The 14,408-nt window shown below is 59.1% G+C and carries 16 protein-coding genes; 12 read left to right on the plus strand and 4 right to left on the minus strand.

Annotation, left to right across the window (positions count from 1 at the left end):
• Window positions 1–252: 252 nt before the first annotated feature.
• Both AACT07_RS21495 and arfB read right to left on the minus strand, forming a co-directional pair.
• The gene (locus AACT07_RS21495) at window positions 253–768 is read right to left on the minus strand and encodes a methylated-DNA--[protein]-cysteine S-methyltransferase (RefSeq protein WP_069529976.1); all 516 of its coding nucleotides are present in this window, start codon (window positions 766–768) and stop codon (window positions 253–255) included.
• 32 nt (window positions 769–800) lie between these two features.
• A complete protein-coding gene (gene arfB / locus AACT07_RS21500; protein WP_069529977.1) occupies window positions 801–1,217 on the minus strand; it encodes an alternative ribosome rescue aminoacyl-tRNA hydrolase ArfB in 417 nt (138 codons plus the stop codon).
• Between the two features lie 201 nt (window positions 1,218–1,418).
• Here arfB and glnK point away from each other — a divergent pair, with 201 nt between their 5' ends.
• The 5 genes from glnK (at window position 1,419) to AACT07_RS21525 (ending at window position 6,814) form a co-directional block, all read left to right on the plus strand.
• Entirely contained in the window at window positions 1,419–1,757 is a 339-nt protein-coding gene (glnK, locus tag AACT07_RS21505) for a P-II family nitrogen regulator (RefSeq protein WP_005341406.1), read from the plus strand.
• A 258-nt stretch (window positions 1,758–2,015) separates the two neighbouring features.
• On the plus strand, window positions 2,016–3,023 hold the full coding sequence (locus AACT07_RS21510; protein ID WP_139123931.1) for a Fe(3+) ABC transporter substrate-binding protein: 1,008 nt from the start codon (window positions 2,016–2,018) through the stop codon (window positions 3,021–3,023).
• A 39-nt stretch (window positions 3,024–3,062) separates the two neighbouring features.
• On the plus strand, window positions 3,063–4,688 hold the full coding sequence (locus AACT07_RS21515) for an ABC transporter permease (RefSeq protein WP_069529979.1): 1,626 nt from the start codon (window positions 3,063–3,065) through the stop codon (window positions 4,686–4,688).
• An 82-nt stretch (window positions 4,689–4,770) separates the two neighbouring features.
• Window positions 4,771–5,805: an ABC transporter ATP-binding protein gene (locus AACT07_RS21520; RefSeq protein ID WP_069529980.1), complete on the plus strand. Its 1,035-nt coding sequence runs from the start codon at window positions 4,771–4,773 to the stop codon at window positions 5,803–5,805.
• A 103-nt stretch (window positions 5,806–5,908) separates the two neighbouring features.
• Complete coding sequence (locus tag AACT07_RS21525; RefSeq protein ID WP_069529981.1) at window positions 5,909–6,814, plus strand: Dyp-type peroxidase; 906 nt, start codon at window positions 5,909–5,911, stop codon at window positions 6,812–6,814.
• 90 nt (window positions 6,815–6,904) lie between these two features.
• On the opposite strand, the gene argR is transcribed toward AACT07_RS21525, so the two are convergent.
• Window positions 6,905–7,375, minus strand: a complete 471-nt coding sequence (gene argR, locus AACT07_RS21530) for a transcriptional regulator ArgR (RefSeq protein ID WP_005340378.1) — start codon at window positions 7,373–7,375, stop codon at window positions 6,905–6,907.
• A 201-nt stretch (window positions 7,376–7,576) separates the two neighbouring features.
• Between argR and AACT07_RS21535 the strand changes: the two genes are divergently transcribed.
• The 6 genes from AACT07_RS21535 (at window position 7,577) to AACT07_RS21560 (ending at window position 12,536) form a co-directional block, all read left to right on the plus strand.
• A complete protein-coding gene (locus tag AACT07_RS21535) occupies window positions 7,577–8,317 on the plus strand; it encodes an ATP-binding cassette domain-containing protein (RefSeq protein WP_069529982.1) in 741 nt (246 codons plus the stop codon).
• A 24-nt stretch (window positions 8,318–8,341) separates the two neighbouring features.
• A complete protein-coding gene (locus AACT07_RS21540) occupies window positions 8,342–9,079 on the plus strand; it encodes a transporter substrate-binding domain-containing protein (protein WP_069529983.1) in 738 nt (245 codons plus the stop codon).
• Window positions 9,080–9,082: 3 nt separating this feature from the next.
• Window positions 9,083–9,733 (plus strand): arginine ABC transporter permease ArtQ, encoded by a 651-nt coding sequence (gene artQ / locus AACT07_RS21545; RefSeq protein ID WP_043826111.1) that lies wholly within the window; start codon window positions 9,083–9,085, stop codon window positions 9,731–9,733.
• Window positions 9,734–9,736: 3 nt separating this feature from the next.
• Window positions 9,737–10,399 carry an arginine ABC transporter permease ArtM gene (gene artM, locus AACT07_RS21550; protein ID WP_005348902.1) on the plus strand — a complete coding sequence of 221 codons (663 nt, stop codon included), beginning with the start codon at window positions 9,737–9,739 and terminating at the stop codon, window positions 10,397–10,399.
• A 221-nt stretch (window positions 10,400–10,620) separates the two neighbouring features.
• Complete coding sequence (gene mdh / locus AACT07_RS21555; RefSeq protein WP_005340384.1) at window positions 10,621–11,556, plus strand: malate dehydrogenase; 936 nt, start codon at window positions 10,621–10,623, stop codon at window positions 11,554–11,556.
• Between the two features lie 395 nt (window positions 11,557–11,951).
• A complete protein-coding gene (locus AACT07_RS21560; RefSeq protein ID WP_043826113.1) occupies window positions 11,952–12,536 on the plus strand; it encodes a tetratricopeptide repeat protein in 585 nt (194 codons plus the stop codon).
• A gap of 99 nt (window positions 12,537–12,635) precedes the next feature.
• Here the strand turns inward: AACT07_RS21560 and hmpA are convergent, their stop codons facing one another.
• Complete coding sequence (hmpA, locus tag AACT07_RS21565) at window positions 12,636–13,829, minus strand: NO-inducible flavohemoprotein (protein ID WP_069529984.1); 1,194 nt, start codon at window positions 13,827–13,829, stop codon at window positions 12,636–12,638.
• A gap of 111 nt (window positions 13,830–13,940) precedes the next feature.
• Here hmpA and AACT07_RS21570 point away from each other — a divergent pair.
• A partial coding sequence (locus AACT07_RS21570) for an Rrf2 family transcriptional regulator (protein WP_069529985.1) occupies window positions 13,941–14,408 on the plus strand: 468 nt, incomplete at its 3' end.

A 14,408-nucleotide genomic window follows, 5' to 3' on the forward strand; every position in this document is an offset into this window, starting at 1 on the left:
CGGGACAGTTGCACAAAAAAAGCGCCTCAGAGGAGGCGCGGGGAAAAAGACAGATTGGAAGCGTCACATGGGTGCTACTTGAATCAGCGAATGAGCCGTGCCATTCAAGTATGGAGCCATCATGCCAAGCTCAATCTGAAGTAGTTCTGAGGCGATTCTTCATTTTCTGTTCATCTTGTCAGCAAAGCGTGGCCACTGGCTGAAAGCCTTTTCATTTTGGCCACCATATTGTCCCGTCCCTCTCCGGGGTGGTCATCGTGTCATGGGGCCAGCTCGAATGTTGTGCCTGCCTGCCTGCCTGCCTGCCTGTTCCAGTGCCAGCAACCAGCGCTTGATGGGAATGCCGCCAGCATAGCCGGTCAGCTCGCCACTGCGTCCGATCACCCGATGGCAGGGCACTATGATGCTCAGCGGATTGCGGCCGTTGGCAGCACCCACAGCCCGCACCGCCTTGGGATTCCCTATCGCTTGGGCAATCTCGAGATAGCTCACGGTCTCGCCATAGGGGATATCACACAAAGCGTCCCACACCGTTTGCTGGAACGGGGTGCCCTTCGCTGCCATGGGCAGATCGAACAGCTGTAATTTTCCGGCAAAATAGGCGGTGAACTGCTCGACGAAAGGAGCAAGAGCCAGGTCATCACGCTGCCACTCATCGGTCGGAGTTACCGGCTGCTCCCCCCGCACGAACTCCACATAGCGCAGACCATCCTGATTGATGGCAATGAGCAGGGGGCCGCGGGCGCTGTCGCAAAAACTGTATCTCATCGGCTGACATCCTTTGGGGGCTGGGGGTTGGCTCAGTCCAGAACCGGTTTGCCGCGGGCGGATTTGATATTCCCCTTGCGCTTTTTGGCATCGACCCGCTTGCGTTGGGAGCTGCGGGTCGGCTTGGTGGCATGGCGGGCCTTGGGGCGCCAGGCTGCTTTCTTCAGCAACTCCACCAGACGGCTCATCGCCTCCTTGCGATTCATGTCCTGGCTGCGATAGCTCTCGACCCGGATCAGGATAAACCCATCGTGTACCCGGCTGTCGCTCAGCTTGTCGAGACCCTCCTTGTAGAGGGGCGTCAGGCTGGGGGAGTTGCGGTAATCGAAGCGCAACCAGACGGCGGAGTCGGTCTTGTTGACGTGCTGTCCACCGTTGCCCTGTGCCCGCATGGTCTGAAATTGCAGCTCATGCCAGGGGATCGTGACGCTGTTGGAGATAACTAACATGCTGTTTTGCTCTTGTTTGGTGCATACCCGCTGACCGCTGCAGCATGGTGCCTCATTATGGGGCGTGCTGGCCGGTTATGGGGATGTGCCTGACGAATGGCGCCGGCATTAAACTCTATCTATATGAAATAAAACAATAAAAATACTTGGCATAAGAATTGAAAACCGATTCATGACACACCATGGATTGGGAGCAACCAGATGAAGCTGATTAGTGCGATTATCAAACCGTTCAAGTTGGACGATGTCCGCGAGGCTATTGCCAACCTGGGGGTGGAAGGGCTGACCGTGTCCGAGGTCAAGGGATTTGGCCGACAGAAGGGACACACCGAATTATACCGGGGAGCCGAGTATCAGGTCGACTTCCTGCCCAAGGTGAAGCTGGAGATTGCTACCGCCGATGATAACGTGGAAGGGGTGATCGAGGCGATCTGCAAGGCGGCCTATACCGGCAAGATCGGCGACGGCAAGATTTTTGTCTACGACTTGCTGCAAGCGGTGCGCATCCGCACCGGTGAGAGTGACGACGAGGCGCTGTGATGAACCGCATCCGTGACGTACAGATCTGTTGACCTCCCGATCTCGGGGAATCCCGATGGCGTGAGTGCTTATTGAAGCCTGATCAACATAACGTTTTGCTCAGAAGAGGCCGAATGGGATTCCATCCGGCCCTTTTCATTTATGGGCGATTAAATATGTGATGTGGCGACGGCGAGCTTTCTTGATCCACTCATAAGATGTATGCAGAATGCAAACGGAAATCGTTATCACTCTGTATAGCTAATCAAGGAATGGATGATGAAAATGAAGATGTTGGCACTGGCTTTCTCTGCGTTGGCAGCTCAGTCGGCATTGGCGGCCGGGGAAGTGAATGTCTACTCCAACCGGCAGGATGAGCTGATCAAGCCCATCATCCAGCAGTTCGAGAAGGAATCTGGCATCAAGGTGAACGTGGTGTTCGCCAAAGAGGGGTTGAACGAGCGTCTGGAGCGGGAAGGCAAGCTCTCTCCGGCCGACCTGATGCTGACCGTCGATATCAGCCGTCTGACCGATCTGGTGGACAAGGGGCTGGTACAGCCGGTGGATAGCAAGATCCTGCAGGAGAACATCCCCGCTATCTATCGTGATCCGGAGAATCGCTGGTTCGCCCTGACCACCCGGGTTCGCGCCATCTACTCCAGCAAGGAGCGCCTCGGCAAGCTCGATACCATCAGCTACGAAGATCTGGCCAAACCGGAATTCAAAGGGAAAATCTGCACCCGCAGCGGCAAGCATGAGTACAATGTGGCGCTGGTCTCCTCCATGATTGCCCATCACGGCATGGCCGAGACCAAAACCTGGCTGGAAGGGGTCAAGGCCAACCTGGCGCGCAAGCCGCAGGGCAACGACCGGGATCAGGTCAAGGCGATCAAGGATGGTATCTGTGACGTGTCGCTCGGCAACAGCTACTATCTGGGCGCCATGTTGAAAGATCCGTCGCAGAAGTCCTGGGCGGATGCGGTCTATATCAACTTCCCGAACCAGGCTGACCGCGGTGCCCACGTCAACGTGAGCGGCGTGGCCATGACCAAGTATGCCAAGAACAAGGCCGAGGCCCAGAAGCTGATGGAGTTTCTGGCTGGTGACACCGCCCAGCACATGTATGCGGACGTGAACGCCGAATATCCGGTCAAGGCCGAAGTCGAGCCTTCCGCCATGGTCAAGTCCTGGGGCAGTTTCAAGTCTGACGCACTACCGGTCAGCGATTACGCCAAGCATCGCAAGGACGCCTTGCAGTTGCTGGATGAAGTGAAGTTCGATTTGTAATCAGATGGGGCCAACGGCCCCATCAACATCTGTGGTCTCATGAAAAATTTTGGATGGATGACCGGCAGCTGGGCCACCGCCCTGCTGCTGGGTTTACCGGTTATTGCCCTGCTTTTCTCTGCCTTCTCGGCTGAGGGGGAGCTGTTTCGCCACCTCGCCGATACCGTACTGCTCGATTATCTGGGCAATACCCTGAGGCTGCTGGTCGGCGTAGTATTGCTAAGCCTGCTGTTTGGCGTGCCCACCGCCTGGCTGGTGGCCATGTGTCAGGTGCCGGGGCGCCGTGCCCTGCAATGGGCCTTGATGCTGCCGATGGCGATGCCCTCCTATATCGTTGCCTACGTCTATACCGACCTGCTCGATTACTCGGGCCCGCTGCAGGCCGGGTTGCGAGCGCTCTTTGGCTGGATCAGTCCGGCCGATTACTGGTTTCCTGCCATTCGCTCCCTTGGTGGCGCCGCCTGGGTGCTGGCGCTGGTGCTGTTCCCCTATGTCTATCTGCTGGCCCGCGCCTCTTTTCTCGAGCAGTCAGTCAGCCTGATCCACTCCAGCCGCCTGCTCGGCTGCACCCCGTGGCAGAGCTTTCGTCGTCTCAGTCTGCCGCTGGCGCGCCCCGCCATCATGGTGGCGGTATCGCTGGTGGCGATGGAGACCTTGGCCGACTTTGCCACCGTCCACTTTTTTGCCATCAACACCCTGACCACGGCGGTCTACGACACCTGGCTCGGCTATGGCAGTCTGGCCACCGCGGCCAAACTCTCCTGCCTGATGTTGCTGGCAGTGGTGCTGCTGATCGCGCTGGAGCGCCGCTCGCGCAGTCGGCAGCAGGTGTTCCAGAAGTCCATGGGCCATGAGCAGCCGCTGCGCTATCCGCTCAAGGGGATGAGCCGCTGGTTGGCGGGTCTCTGGTGCTGGGGGCTGGTGCTGGCCGGTTTCGCTCTGCCGTTCATCATCCTGCTCGATTACGGGGTGCGTTACTTCGAGTTGTCGTGGACGCCGGAGTTTGTCCGCTTTGCCGGAAACAGCTTGGCTATCTCGGCGCTGACCGCCCTGCTGGCGATGGGAATTGCCCTGCTGCTTGGCTTCTTCCGCCGTCTCGATGGCGGGATAAAGAGTCTGCTGCCTCTGCGCATCGCCGCCATGGGCTACGCCATGCCGGGTACCGTGCTTGCCATCGGGGTGCTGGTGCCGCTCACCGCCCTCGACTTTGCCATCAACGATCTGGCTGAGTGGCTCGGGCGTCAGGGCCCGGGCTTGTTGCTGACCGGCACCATCACCGCCATCGTGTTCGGCTATCTGGTGCGCTTCATGGCCATCGCCATCGGCTCGGTGGAGAGCAGCATGGGCAAGATCTCCCCCAGCCTCGATATGGCGGCCCGATCTTTGGGGCAGGGGGATGGCGCCATGCTGCGGCGGGTCCATCTGCCGCTGGTACGCCGCGGCTTGTTTGCCGGTGCCATGCTGGTGTTTATCGAATCCATGAAGGAGCTGCCCGCCGCCCTGCTGCTGCGGCCGTTCAACTTCGATACTTTGGCGACCCACGTCTACCAGTTCGTCTCGGACGAAATGCTGGAGCGCGGCGCGCTGGGGGCCATCGTCATCGTGCTGGTGGGGCTGTTGCCGCTGATCTGGGTCAACCGCAATCTGGACACTCCGGGCCACTGAGTCGCCACGTCGACCAATGAAATTGCATGCGGTGTGCTGAACCGAAAGGCAGTGCGCCGCCAGAAACGAGAGGAAGTCAGCCTTGTCCTGTTTGCAGGTTGAAAATGTCAGCTGCCGTTACAACGGCCGCAATGTGCTGGAACAATTGTCCCTGACGGTGGCAGACAACGAGATCGTCTGCCTGCTGGGGGCAAGCGGTTGCGGCAAAACCACGTTGCTCAAGGCCATCGCCGGGCTGCTGCCGTTGGCAGAGGGCTCTATTCGCCTCGGCGATACCCTGCTCGACGGGCCGGGTGCCAGCGTGCCGCCCGAGACGCGCAATATCGGCATGATCTTTCAGGATTACGCCCTCTTTCCCCACCTGACGGTGGCCGACAACGTCGGTTTCGGGCTGACCAAACTCGACCGCAGTGCCCGCCAGCAGCAGGTGGACGAGGCGCTGGCGCTGGTCAATCTGCAGGGGCTGGGGGATCGTTATCCGCACCAGCTCTCCGGTGGTCAGCAGCAGCGGGTGGCCATCGCCCGGGCGCTGGTGTGCAAGCCGCGGCTGATGCTGCTGGATGAGCCCTTCTCCAACATCGATACCCAGGTGCGGATGAAGTTGATCCTCGAGATCCGCGCCCTGCTCAAGCAGCAGGGGATCGGCGCCATCTTCGTCAGCCACAGCAAGGAGGAGGCGTTCGCCTTCGCCGATCGGCTGGCGCTGTTTCGCGCCGGTCACATCGAGCAGGTGGGCCAGCCGGAGCAGCTCTATCGCCGCCCGCAAAACCGCTTCGTGGCGGAGTTTCTCGGCGGGGTCAACTATCTGGCTGCCGAGGTGGTGGACAGCCACTGCGTGCAGACGGCGCTCGGGGTCATTTGTGGTAGCGAGCCTCATGGCCGCGCGGTGGGTGAGCAGTTGCAGCTGATGCTCCGCCCCCAGCAGTTGTTGCTGGAGAGCGCCGCAGATGGGGAGCTCAAGGTGGTGGAGCAGCAGTTCCTCGGTCACCACTGCCGGGTGCTGTTCGAGTGTGGCGATCTGCAGCTGGAGGCGAGCATTGGCGAGCCCCTTGATGGGATGCAGGCACGGATCAAGGTCGCCCCCCATGGGCTGGTGTTGTTTGACCCTTTGCCCTGAACGCGTGATATCGTCGTGAAATCAAAGAACTGGATCCACTCTGGTTTATAATCGCGCAACGCAAATAGCCCGTAACGCTAACGCCTACTCAGGGGAGAGATATATGAAAGCCCAAGCCGGGATCTGCGCAGAGCCGAATCTGCACGCCCTCTATCTGATGTTCAATCGTACCGGCGATGCCGCCGAACTGGTCGGCCGTCTGGCCAAACTGCCCGCCCTGTGGCAGGCGGTCGCCGCCGATTTCCCCGATGCCGGTTTCAGCGGTCTGGTTGCCGTTGGCGCCGATGCCTGGGATGGTCTCTACCCTGCCGCCCGTCCGCCCCAGTTCCGCAGCTTTATGGCGCAATCCGCCAACGGTCAGGAAGCCCCCAACACCCCGTTTGATCTCTTTATTCAGCTGCGCGCCGATCGGGTGGATGTGCTGCACCACGCCGGTCACCGTGTGATGGCGCTGCTGGCCGGACTGGTCGAACTGGCCGAAGAGGTGCGCGGTTTCCGCAACCTGGATTTCCGTGACCTGACCGGTTTCGTTGATGGCACCGAGAACCCGCAGGATGAACACCGTGCCGAAGTGGCGCTGCTGGCGGAAGGCGAGTTTGCCGGTGGCTCCTATATTCATGTCCAGCGCTGGGTACACGCCATGAGCGACTGGGAGAAGCTGGTGCAGAAAGAGCAGGAAGACATTATCGGTCGCACCAAGCCCGACAACATCGAGTATGAGTCTGCCGCCAAACCGCTGACCGCCCACATCAAGCGGGTCAACCTCAAGACGCCGAAGGGAGAGTCCATGGAGATCCTGCGCCAGAGCATGCCCTGGGGCACCATGACCGAGCAGGGACTCTACTTCATCTCCTGCTGCCGCACACCGCAGCACTTCAACGCCATGCTGGCCAGCATGTACAAGGGGGAGGGCAGCCACTTCGACCACCTGCTGCGCTTCACCAAGGCGGTGACCGGCGCGGCTTTCTTCGCCCCATCGGAAGGTTTTCTGATGGCGCAGGGTAAATAAGCCCGCCTGACGAAGACTCAGAAAACAAAAATCCCGGCCAAGGCCGGGATTTTTCGTTCTGGCGTGACCGCGATGACGCGGTGGCGGCCATTACGGCGTCTGTTCGAACAGCTCGAGGGCGGAGAGGTAGAGCTCTTCGATATCGGTATCGCTGGTCGGGGTGATGAAGATGGTGTCATCACCGGCGATGGTACCGAGGATCCCCTCTGCCTTGCCGAGGGAGTCGAGCAGGCGGGCGATCAGCTGGGCTGCGCCCGGGCTGGTGTGGATCACCACCAGTGCGCCGTTGTGATCGACGTCCAGTACCAGATTCTTGAGCGGGCTGGAGGTGGTGGGCACGCCCAGTTCCACCGGCAGGCAGTAGACCATCTCCATCTTGGCATTGCGAGTGCGAACGGCGCCGAAGCGGCTCAGCATGCGCGATACCTTGGACTGGTTGATGTTCTCGAAGCCCAGCTCTTGCAGGGCGGTGACGATTTCTGCCTGGGAGCCAAAGCGCTCTTCTTTCAGCAAGGCTTTAAAGGCCTTGGCCAGTTTTTCTTGCTTGTCGTTGTGTTTCATCTTGGTCTCACGAATGAGGAGGTGTGGCGGCCTGTGCGATACAGGCGGCAGATACGAACAGCGGGGCCATTTTGCATTCATATGCCGTTTTTTGCAAGGAAGCGGCGCTTGTTCTGCATATTGATTCAAAAATGGCTTGCATCAACCTTTATTAGGGATAGAATCGGGATGAAATTTTGAAAACTTATTCAATTGGGCTGTATGGGTATTGAATTAATAGGTATCGCGAAGTCCTGGCACAAGGTGCCGGTTCTGCAACAGGTCAGCTTTCGGACATCTCCCGGTGAAACCTTGGTGTTGCTGGGCCCGAGCGGTGCTGGCAAGAGTTCCCTGCTACGGATGATGAATCTGCTGGATACCCCGGATGCGGGTGTTCTGCGGATTGGTGAAAGTGAATTTTCTTTCCCGAGCTCCCTCTCTGCTGCCGAATTCAACCGCCAGTCCCAACTGCTGCGTCGCAAGGTGGGCATGGTGTTCCAGCAGTACAATCTCTGGCCACATCTCACTGTGATGGAGAATCTGATTGAAGCGCCGGTCAAGGTGCTCGGCATGAGCAAGGAGGCCGCCATCGAGAAGGGGGCCTACCTGCTGGCTCAGCTGCAACTGGCCGACAAGCGCGATGCCTGGCCTGCCCGTCTCTCCGGCGGTCAGCAGCAGCGGGTGGCCATTGCCCGTACCCTGATGATGGACCCGGAAGTGCTGCTGTTTGACGAACCGACTGCCGCCCTCGATCCCGAGATCACCAAGGAGGTGGCCGAGATCATCCGTAACCTGAGCCAGACAGGCATTACCCAGGTGGTGGTGACCCACGAGGTCGATTTTGCCCGCAAGGTGGCCAGTCAGGTGATTTATCTGGAGAAGGGGCGGATCATCGAATCCGGCACCGCTGCCATTTTCCAATCCCCGCAAACCAGCCGGTTTGCCGAATTCTTGATGCATTGATACTGAATCGATAAGGAAGCTGTCATGAAAAAGAGTCTGTTGTTGGTTGCTGCCATGAGCCTGTTGAGTACCTCCGTCATGGCCAAAGAGATCAAGTTCGCCACCGAGGCCACCTACGCGCCGTTCGAATACCTGGATGACAAGAACGAGTTTCAGGGTTTTGACATCGATCTGGCGCGCGCCATCTGCGAGCAGGCCAAGCTGGAGTGCAGCTTCCACAACCAGGCCTTTGACAGCCTGATCCCCAGCCTGAAATTCCGTCGCTACGATGCTGCCATCGCCGCCATGGACGTGACCCCGGAGCGGGCCGCTCAGGTCGATTTCTCCGACATCTACTACGAGAACTCGGCAGTATTCGTCGCCAAGAAAGGGGCCTTCAAGGGGCCGGAAGAGATGGTCGACAAGACAGTCGGCGTGCAGAACGGTACCTCTCACCAGTCCTATCTGGTGGATAACTGGGTGAGCAAGGGTCTGCTGACCGTGCCGTACGCCAGCTACCAGAGCGCCTTCCTCGACATGATGAATGGCCGTACCGATGGTGTCTTTGCCGATACCGCCGTTGCTGCCGACTGGCTGAAGCAGCACAAGGAGTATGCGGTGGTGGGTGCGCCGGTGACCGATGCCAAGTACTTCGGTACCGGCTTTGGCATCGCGGTCGCCAAGGGCAATCAGGAGCTGCTGACCCAGCTGAACAAGGGGCTGGCCGAAATCAAGGCCAACGGCACCTATCAGAAAATCTTCGACAAATACTTCGCGCAGTAAGCCATGTTGAGCCTGTTGTTGGATGCAGCCTGGATGACCCTCGGGCTGGCCTTGGCATCACTGGTCGGGGGCATGGTATTGGCACTGGCGTTCAGTGCCGCCGAGCTCAGCAAGCAGCGTGCATTGGTGTGGCCAGTGGCCACCCTGACCACGCTGATCCGTGGCCTGCCCGAGTTGCTGGTGGTGCTGTTCATCTACTTCGGCTCGACCCAGGTGTTGTTCCTCATCACTGGCGAGTATGTGGAGTTCAGCCCGTTCGCCTGTGGCGTGCTGGCGCTCTCCCTGCTGTTCGCCAGCTATGCGACCCAGACCCTGCGGGCGGCGCTCAATGCGGTGCCTTCAGGTCAACGGTTGGCGGCGCTGGCGTTGGGGTTGAGCAAGAGCCACATCTTCTTTCGCATCGTTTTGCCGCAGGCGTGGCGTCATGCCCTGCCGGGCCTCGGCAACCAGTGGCTGGTATTGCTGAAAGATACCGCGCTGGTGTCGCTTATCGGGGTCAACGAGATGATGCGTCAGGCCCAGATGGCCTCGGCCAGTACCTATGAGCCTTTCACCTGGTATGCCGCTGCCGCCCTCATCTATCTGGCCATCAGTCTGGTGAGTGAATATGGCCTCGGGCTGGCTGCCCGCTACACCCGCCGCTACGGAGGCTAACTGATGCAAGAGTATCTCGTTACGTTGCTGGGCGGTCTGGTCACCACGCTGGAACTGACCCTGTTCAGCCTGCTGCTGGGGATTGTGCTGGCGGCCCTGATGACTTGGGTGCTGGAGTTGCGCCTGCCGGTAGCGACCCAGCTGGTGCAGCTGTGGGTGCTGCTCTTTACCGGTACGCCGCTGCTCATTCAGATCTTCCTGATTTACTACGGGCCGGGCCAGTTCGAGTGGCTGAAAGCCAGCCCGCTCTGGCCGCTGCTCAAGCAGCCCTGGTTCTGCGCCGTGCTGGCGCTGGGTCTCAACACGGCGGCCTACTCCACCCGGTTGTTCAAGGGGGCGCTCGATGCCATCCCGGCCGGTGAAGTAGAGGCGTGTCGTGCGCTTGGCTTTAACGGCCGCCAGACCTTGTGGATGAAGGTGCGCCACGCCGCCCGTCATCTGGTGCCTGCCTACTCCAACGAGGTGATCCTGGTGCTCAAGGGGAGCTCCCTCGCCAGTACCATCACCATCATGGACATTATGGGGCTGGCGCAGGGGTTGAACGCCCAGACCTACGATACCCTGGCTGTGTTCGGGGTGGCTGGCGGGCTTTATCTGGCGATGAACGGATTGTTAACAATTGGTTTTCGCTGGTGTGAAAAGCGGGCGCTGGCATTCCAATCCTGAGACCCTCAGATCTACCTCTTTATGGTAAGGGGAAGTGCAGAAAAACTGTGCTTCTCCTCCAACTTTTTGTATTTCCCTCCAATTTTTGCTCCCGCATGTTTCGTGGCTCACAGAACCCGTGACTGCAACTGTTATCAGATTGTTTTTTATGGGGGGATCCATTAAGGTTGGGCGCACAACAACAAACAACCTTAAACCTACGCTTAAACATGGAGTTGATCATGAAAGTTGCCGTTCTGGGTGCCGCTGGTGGCATCGGTCAAGCCCTCGCTCTGCTGTTGAAAAACCGTCTGCCGGCTGGCTCCGAGCTGAGCCTGTATGACATCGCCCCGGTTACTCCGGGTGTGGCCGTTGACCTCAGTCATATTCCTACCGACGTCGCCATCAAGGGCTTCTGCGGTGAAGATCCGACTCCTGCGCTGGTTGGGGCCGATGTGGTGCTGATCTCCGCCGGTGTGGCACGCAAGCCGGGGATGGATCGCTCCGACCTGTTCAATATCAACGCCGGTATCGTCAAGAATCTGGTCGAGAAGTGCGCGGCCACTTGCCCGAAAGCACTGATCGGCATCATCACCAACCCGGTCAACACCACTGTGGCTATCGCCGCCGAAGTGCTGAAGAAAGCCGGTGTCTATGACAAGCGTCGCCTGTTCGGTGTCACCACCCTGGACGTGATCCGCGCCGAGACCTTCGTGGCCGCTGCCAAAGGGCTGAACATCGACAAGGTTCGCGTCAATGTGATCGGTGGTCACAGTGGCGTCACCATTCTGCCGCTGCTCTCCCAGATTGAAGGTGCCTCCTTCACTGCTGAAGAAGTGGCTGCCATGACCAAGCGCATCCAGAATGCCGGTACCGAAGTGGTTGAAGCCAAGGCCGGTGGCGGTTCTGCGACCCTTTCCATGGGTCAGGCGGCTTGCCGTTTTGGTCTCTCCCTTATCAAGGGTCTGCAGGGCGAAGCCAACGTTGTCGAGTGCGCCTACGTGGAAGGCAACGGCGAGCACGCCACCTTCTTCGCGCAGCCGGTACTGCTGGGCAAGAACGGCGTCGAAACCGTCCTGGATTACGGCAAGCTGAGTGCCTTCGAGCAGGAAGCGATGGAAGGCATGCTGGCTACCCTGAAAGCCGATATTCAGTTGGGTGTCGATTTCGTCAAGTAAGCGGGTCAACCGTGCCAACAAGGGAGCTTCGGCTCCCTTTTGTATTGATGAGATCCGCCCGTCAGGCTAAGGGGATGGGGGTTGGTGCCGATAACAGAGTGCAGCAGGAGATCCTTATGATGAAACCCCTTACCCTACTCATTCTTGTCGGTGCATTCACCGCGCCCCTCTATGGTGCCGAGGCGGTATCGGCTGCCGTATCAAGCGATGCGCCTGCAGCAAGTGTATCGGCACCGACAGCAAGCAGTGCTGCGGTGGCAACGGCGCCTGTCTCTGCTGCTACGCCAGCGCCCTCTGAGGCAGTCCCCGTCTTGCTTCCGGCCGAGCCGGTCACACCCGTTGCCAGCAGTGGCGAGGGGGCCGCGCCGCTGCCAAAACCGGCTGAGCCTGCCGCTGTGGTTGCGCCTCCTGCACCTCTGGCCGCTGGCGAGTTGCAGGCGGTGCCGCTCTATCGTCAGGACGAGCTGCTTAACTGGATTGAGCAGGGGCGCCACCTCACTCAGGTGAAGCAGGATCGCTGTCAGCTGACTCAGGATATCGAAGCGCGCGCCTCGGTGATGAAGATCCCGGCCTATCAATTCCTCTGGGGGGATATGCTGGCGTGGGGTGTCTGTACCAAACCCAATGCCGAGATCGGGGTGCAATATATGTGGGAGGCGGCCAATCAGGGGTTGGCGCCGGCGCTGGAGCAGTTGGGCCGCTACTACTGGAAAGGAACTTTGGTGCAGAAGGATTTGGTGCGAGCCGAAACTCTGATGCGCGAGGCGGCCAGCCTCGGTTTTCTGCGGGCCCGCATCGAGTGGGTCGAGATGCTGTTGCAGGGGATGGGCAGTCCGCTCGATTATGAGGACGCCTATCGTTGGCTTCATGGCTCCGTCATCGGTGACAAGGCGCTGCACCAGAAGGCGGCGAGTCTGCTCAACCGTCTTGGCAACAGGATGCCGGCCAACGTGGTGGCCCGCGCCAAGGCGATGCACTGATCCAAAAAAATGACCCACAGGTCTGCACCTGTGGGTCCGGTTCCAGCCGCCGTGCCATGACAGGCCGGAACCTCCCTCTGTTATATGGCTGCCCGCGCCTTAGAGATCTTGATGGGGGCCAAAAACTTCGTAATGGAGCTGCCCCGCTGGCACCCCAGCCGCCAGCAGCTGCCGCTTGATCTCTTGCATGAAGCCGACGGGGCCACAAAAGTAGCAGTGGGCCTGCGGCGTTATGCGCTCCTTCACGGCAGTTAGATCCATGGTGCCGGCCAGATCGTAATCTTGACCCTGTACATCGCTGGCCTCCGGCTCCCGATACCAGATCCGGCTCAGCAAGTTGGGATGCTGGCGGGATTTTTGCTGAATATCCTCCCGGAAGGCGTGTACAGCGCCCTGTTCGCAGGCGTGCAGCCAGGTGATTTCTGCCTGATGGCCGCTCGCCAGCAGCTGGTTGAGCATGCTCATCATCGGTGTCACGCCGACACCGGCTGAGAGCAGTACCACCGGGGTCTGGCTGTCGGCTTTCAGGTAGAAATCGCCGGTAGGGGGCATCACCTCGATCTTGTCACCCGCCTGCAGGTGATCGTGCAGCAGGTTGGAGACCTGACCTTGCGGTTCACGCTTGACGCTGATGCGGTAGTCCTGCCCGTTGGGGGCATCGGAGAGGGAGTACTGGCGGATTTCCTGATATTCCAGCTCGGGGTGAACCAGCTTGATGCTGAGGTATTGGCCCGGTTTGAAGGCCAACACTGGCTTGCCATCTTCCGGCGTCAGCAGGAAGGAGGTGATGAGGGCGCTCTCGGCTCGCTTCTCCTTGATGATGAAGGTGCGGGTACCTTGCCAGCCGCCATCCTGATTGGCCTTCTCCTGATAGATCTCCTGCTCGCGGTCGATGAAGATGTCGGCCAGCACGCCATACGCCTTGCCCCATGCCTCCAGCACCTCGTCGGTGACCGCACTTCCGCCCAATTCTTTGAGCGTGGCCAAGAGATGACTACCTACAATGTGATATTGTTCCGGCTGGATCAGGAATCCGGTATGTTTGTGCGCAATCCGCTCGACCGCACCGGCGAGTGCTCCCAGATTGTCGATATTCTTTGCATACGCGGCGACTGCATTGAACAGGGCCAGCGGCTGGCCGCCACTGCGTTGGTGGGCCAGGTTGAAGATATCTTTCAGCTCCGGGTTATGGCTGAACATCCGTTGGTAGAAGTGCTGGGTGAGGGCAGGGCCTGCCGATTCGAGCAGCGGAATAGTGCTTTTGATGACGGCAACGGTGGTTTGATCTAGCATAGGGGCCTCGTTCTAATTGAACATATAAAATGTCATTTAATAAGTGGCATCCTAGATGTTTATTTGATTTGAATCAATACTCCACTTTTCGCATCGCGCTAATCAGGTTTTATGAGACTAACCAGTTATACAGATTTTGGATTGAGAGCCCTGCTCTATCTTGCCACCCTGCCGGAAGGGGAGTTGTCGAGCGTTGCCAAGGTATCGGCCCTGTATGGCGTTTCCCGCAACCACATGGTGAAGGTGGTCAATCAGCTGGTGAAGCTGGGCTATCTGCAATCCCAGCGGGGCAAGAATGGCGGTATTCGTATGGCTTGCGATCCCGCTACCATCAATATCGGGCAGGTGATCAGGGCGCTGGAAGGCAATCTGGACGGCATTGACTGCGGCTCGCCCGCTTGTCACATCGTCTCTGTCTGTCTGCTCAAGAGTGCGCTGAAAGAGGCGATGGATGCGTTTCTGGCGGTGATGGACAGCTATACGCTGCAAGACCTGCTGGCCAACCGCGACGAGTTGCAACGGGTGTTTGGCGAGTTGATCCCGACGCTGGTGCTGGAGCCGGATGATGAAGATGAGTGT

It is taken from the genome of Aeromonas sp. ANP5 (genome assembly GCF_963870295.1).
Classification (GTDB): Bacteria; Pseudomonadota; Gammaproteobacteria; order Enterobacterales; family Aeromonadaceae; genus Aeromonas; species Aeromonas veronii.

Bases quoted from the DNA above. Each gene is read 5' to 3' on its own strand.
- glnK (WP_005341406.1), top strand. From the start codon at position 1,419: ATGAAGCTGATTAGTGCGATTATCAAACCGTTCAAGTTGGACGATGTC.
- arfB (WP_069529977.1), bottom strand. From the start codon at position 1,217: ATGTTAGTTATCTCCAACAGCGTCACGATCCCCTGGCATGAGCTGCAA.
- AACT07_RS21535 (WP_069529982.1), top strand. From the start codon at position 7,577: ATGGGTATTGAATTAATAGGTATCGCGAAGTCCTGGCACAAGGTGCCG.
- AACT07_RS21510 (WP_139123931.1), top strand. From the start codon at position 2,016: ATGAAAATGAAGATGTTGGCACTGGCTTTCTCTGCGTTGGCAGCTCAG.
- argR (WP_005340378.1), bottom strand. From the start codon at position 7,375: ATGAAACACAACGACAAGCAAGAAAAACTGGCCAAGGCCTTTAAAGCC.
- AACT07_RS21495 (WP_069529976.1), bottom strand. From the start codon at position 768: ATGAGATACAGTTTTTGCGACAGCGCCCGCGGCCCCCTGCTCATTGCC.
- hmpA (WP_069529984.1), bottom strand. From the start codon at position 13,829: ATGCTAGATCAAACCACCGTTGCCGTCATCAAAAGCACTATTCCGCTG.
- AACT07_RS21540 (WP_069529983.1), top strand. From the start codon at position 8,342: ATGAAAAAGAGTCTGTTGTTGGTTGCTGCCATGAGCCTGTTGAGTACC.
- artM (WP_005348902.1), top strand. From the start codon at position 9,737: ATGCAAGAGTATCTCGTTACGTTGCTGGGCGGTCTGGTCACCACGCTG.
- mdh (WP_005340384.1), top strand. From the start codon at position 10,621: ATGAAAGTTGCCGTTCTGGGTGCCGCTGGTGGCATCGGTCAAGCCCTC.
- artQ (WP_043826111.1), top strand. From the start codon at position 9,083: ATGTTGAGCCTGTTGTTGGATGCAGCCTGGATGACCCTCGGGCTGGCC.
- AACT07_RS21525 (WP_069529981.1), top strand. From the start codon at position 5,909: ATGAAAGCCCAAGCCGGGATCTGCGCAGAGCCGAATCTGCACGCCCTC.
- AACT07_RS21515 (WP_069529979.1), top strand. From the start codon at position 3,063: ATGAAAAATTTTGGATGGATGACCGGCAGCTGGGCCACCGCCCTGCTG.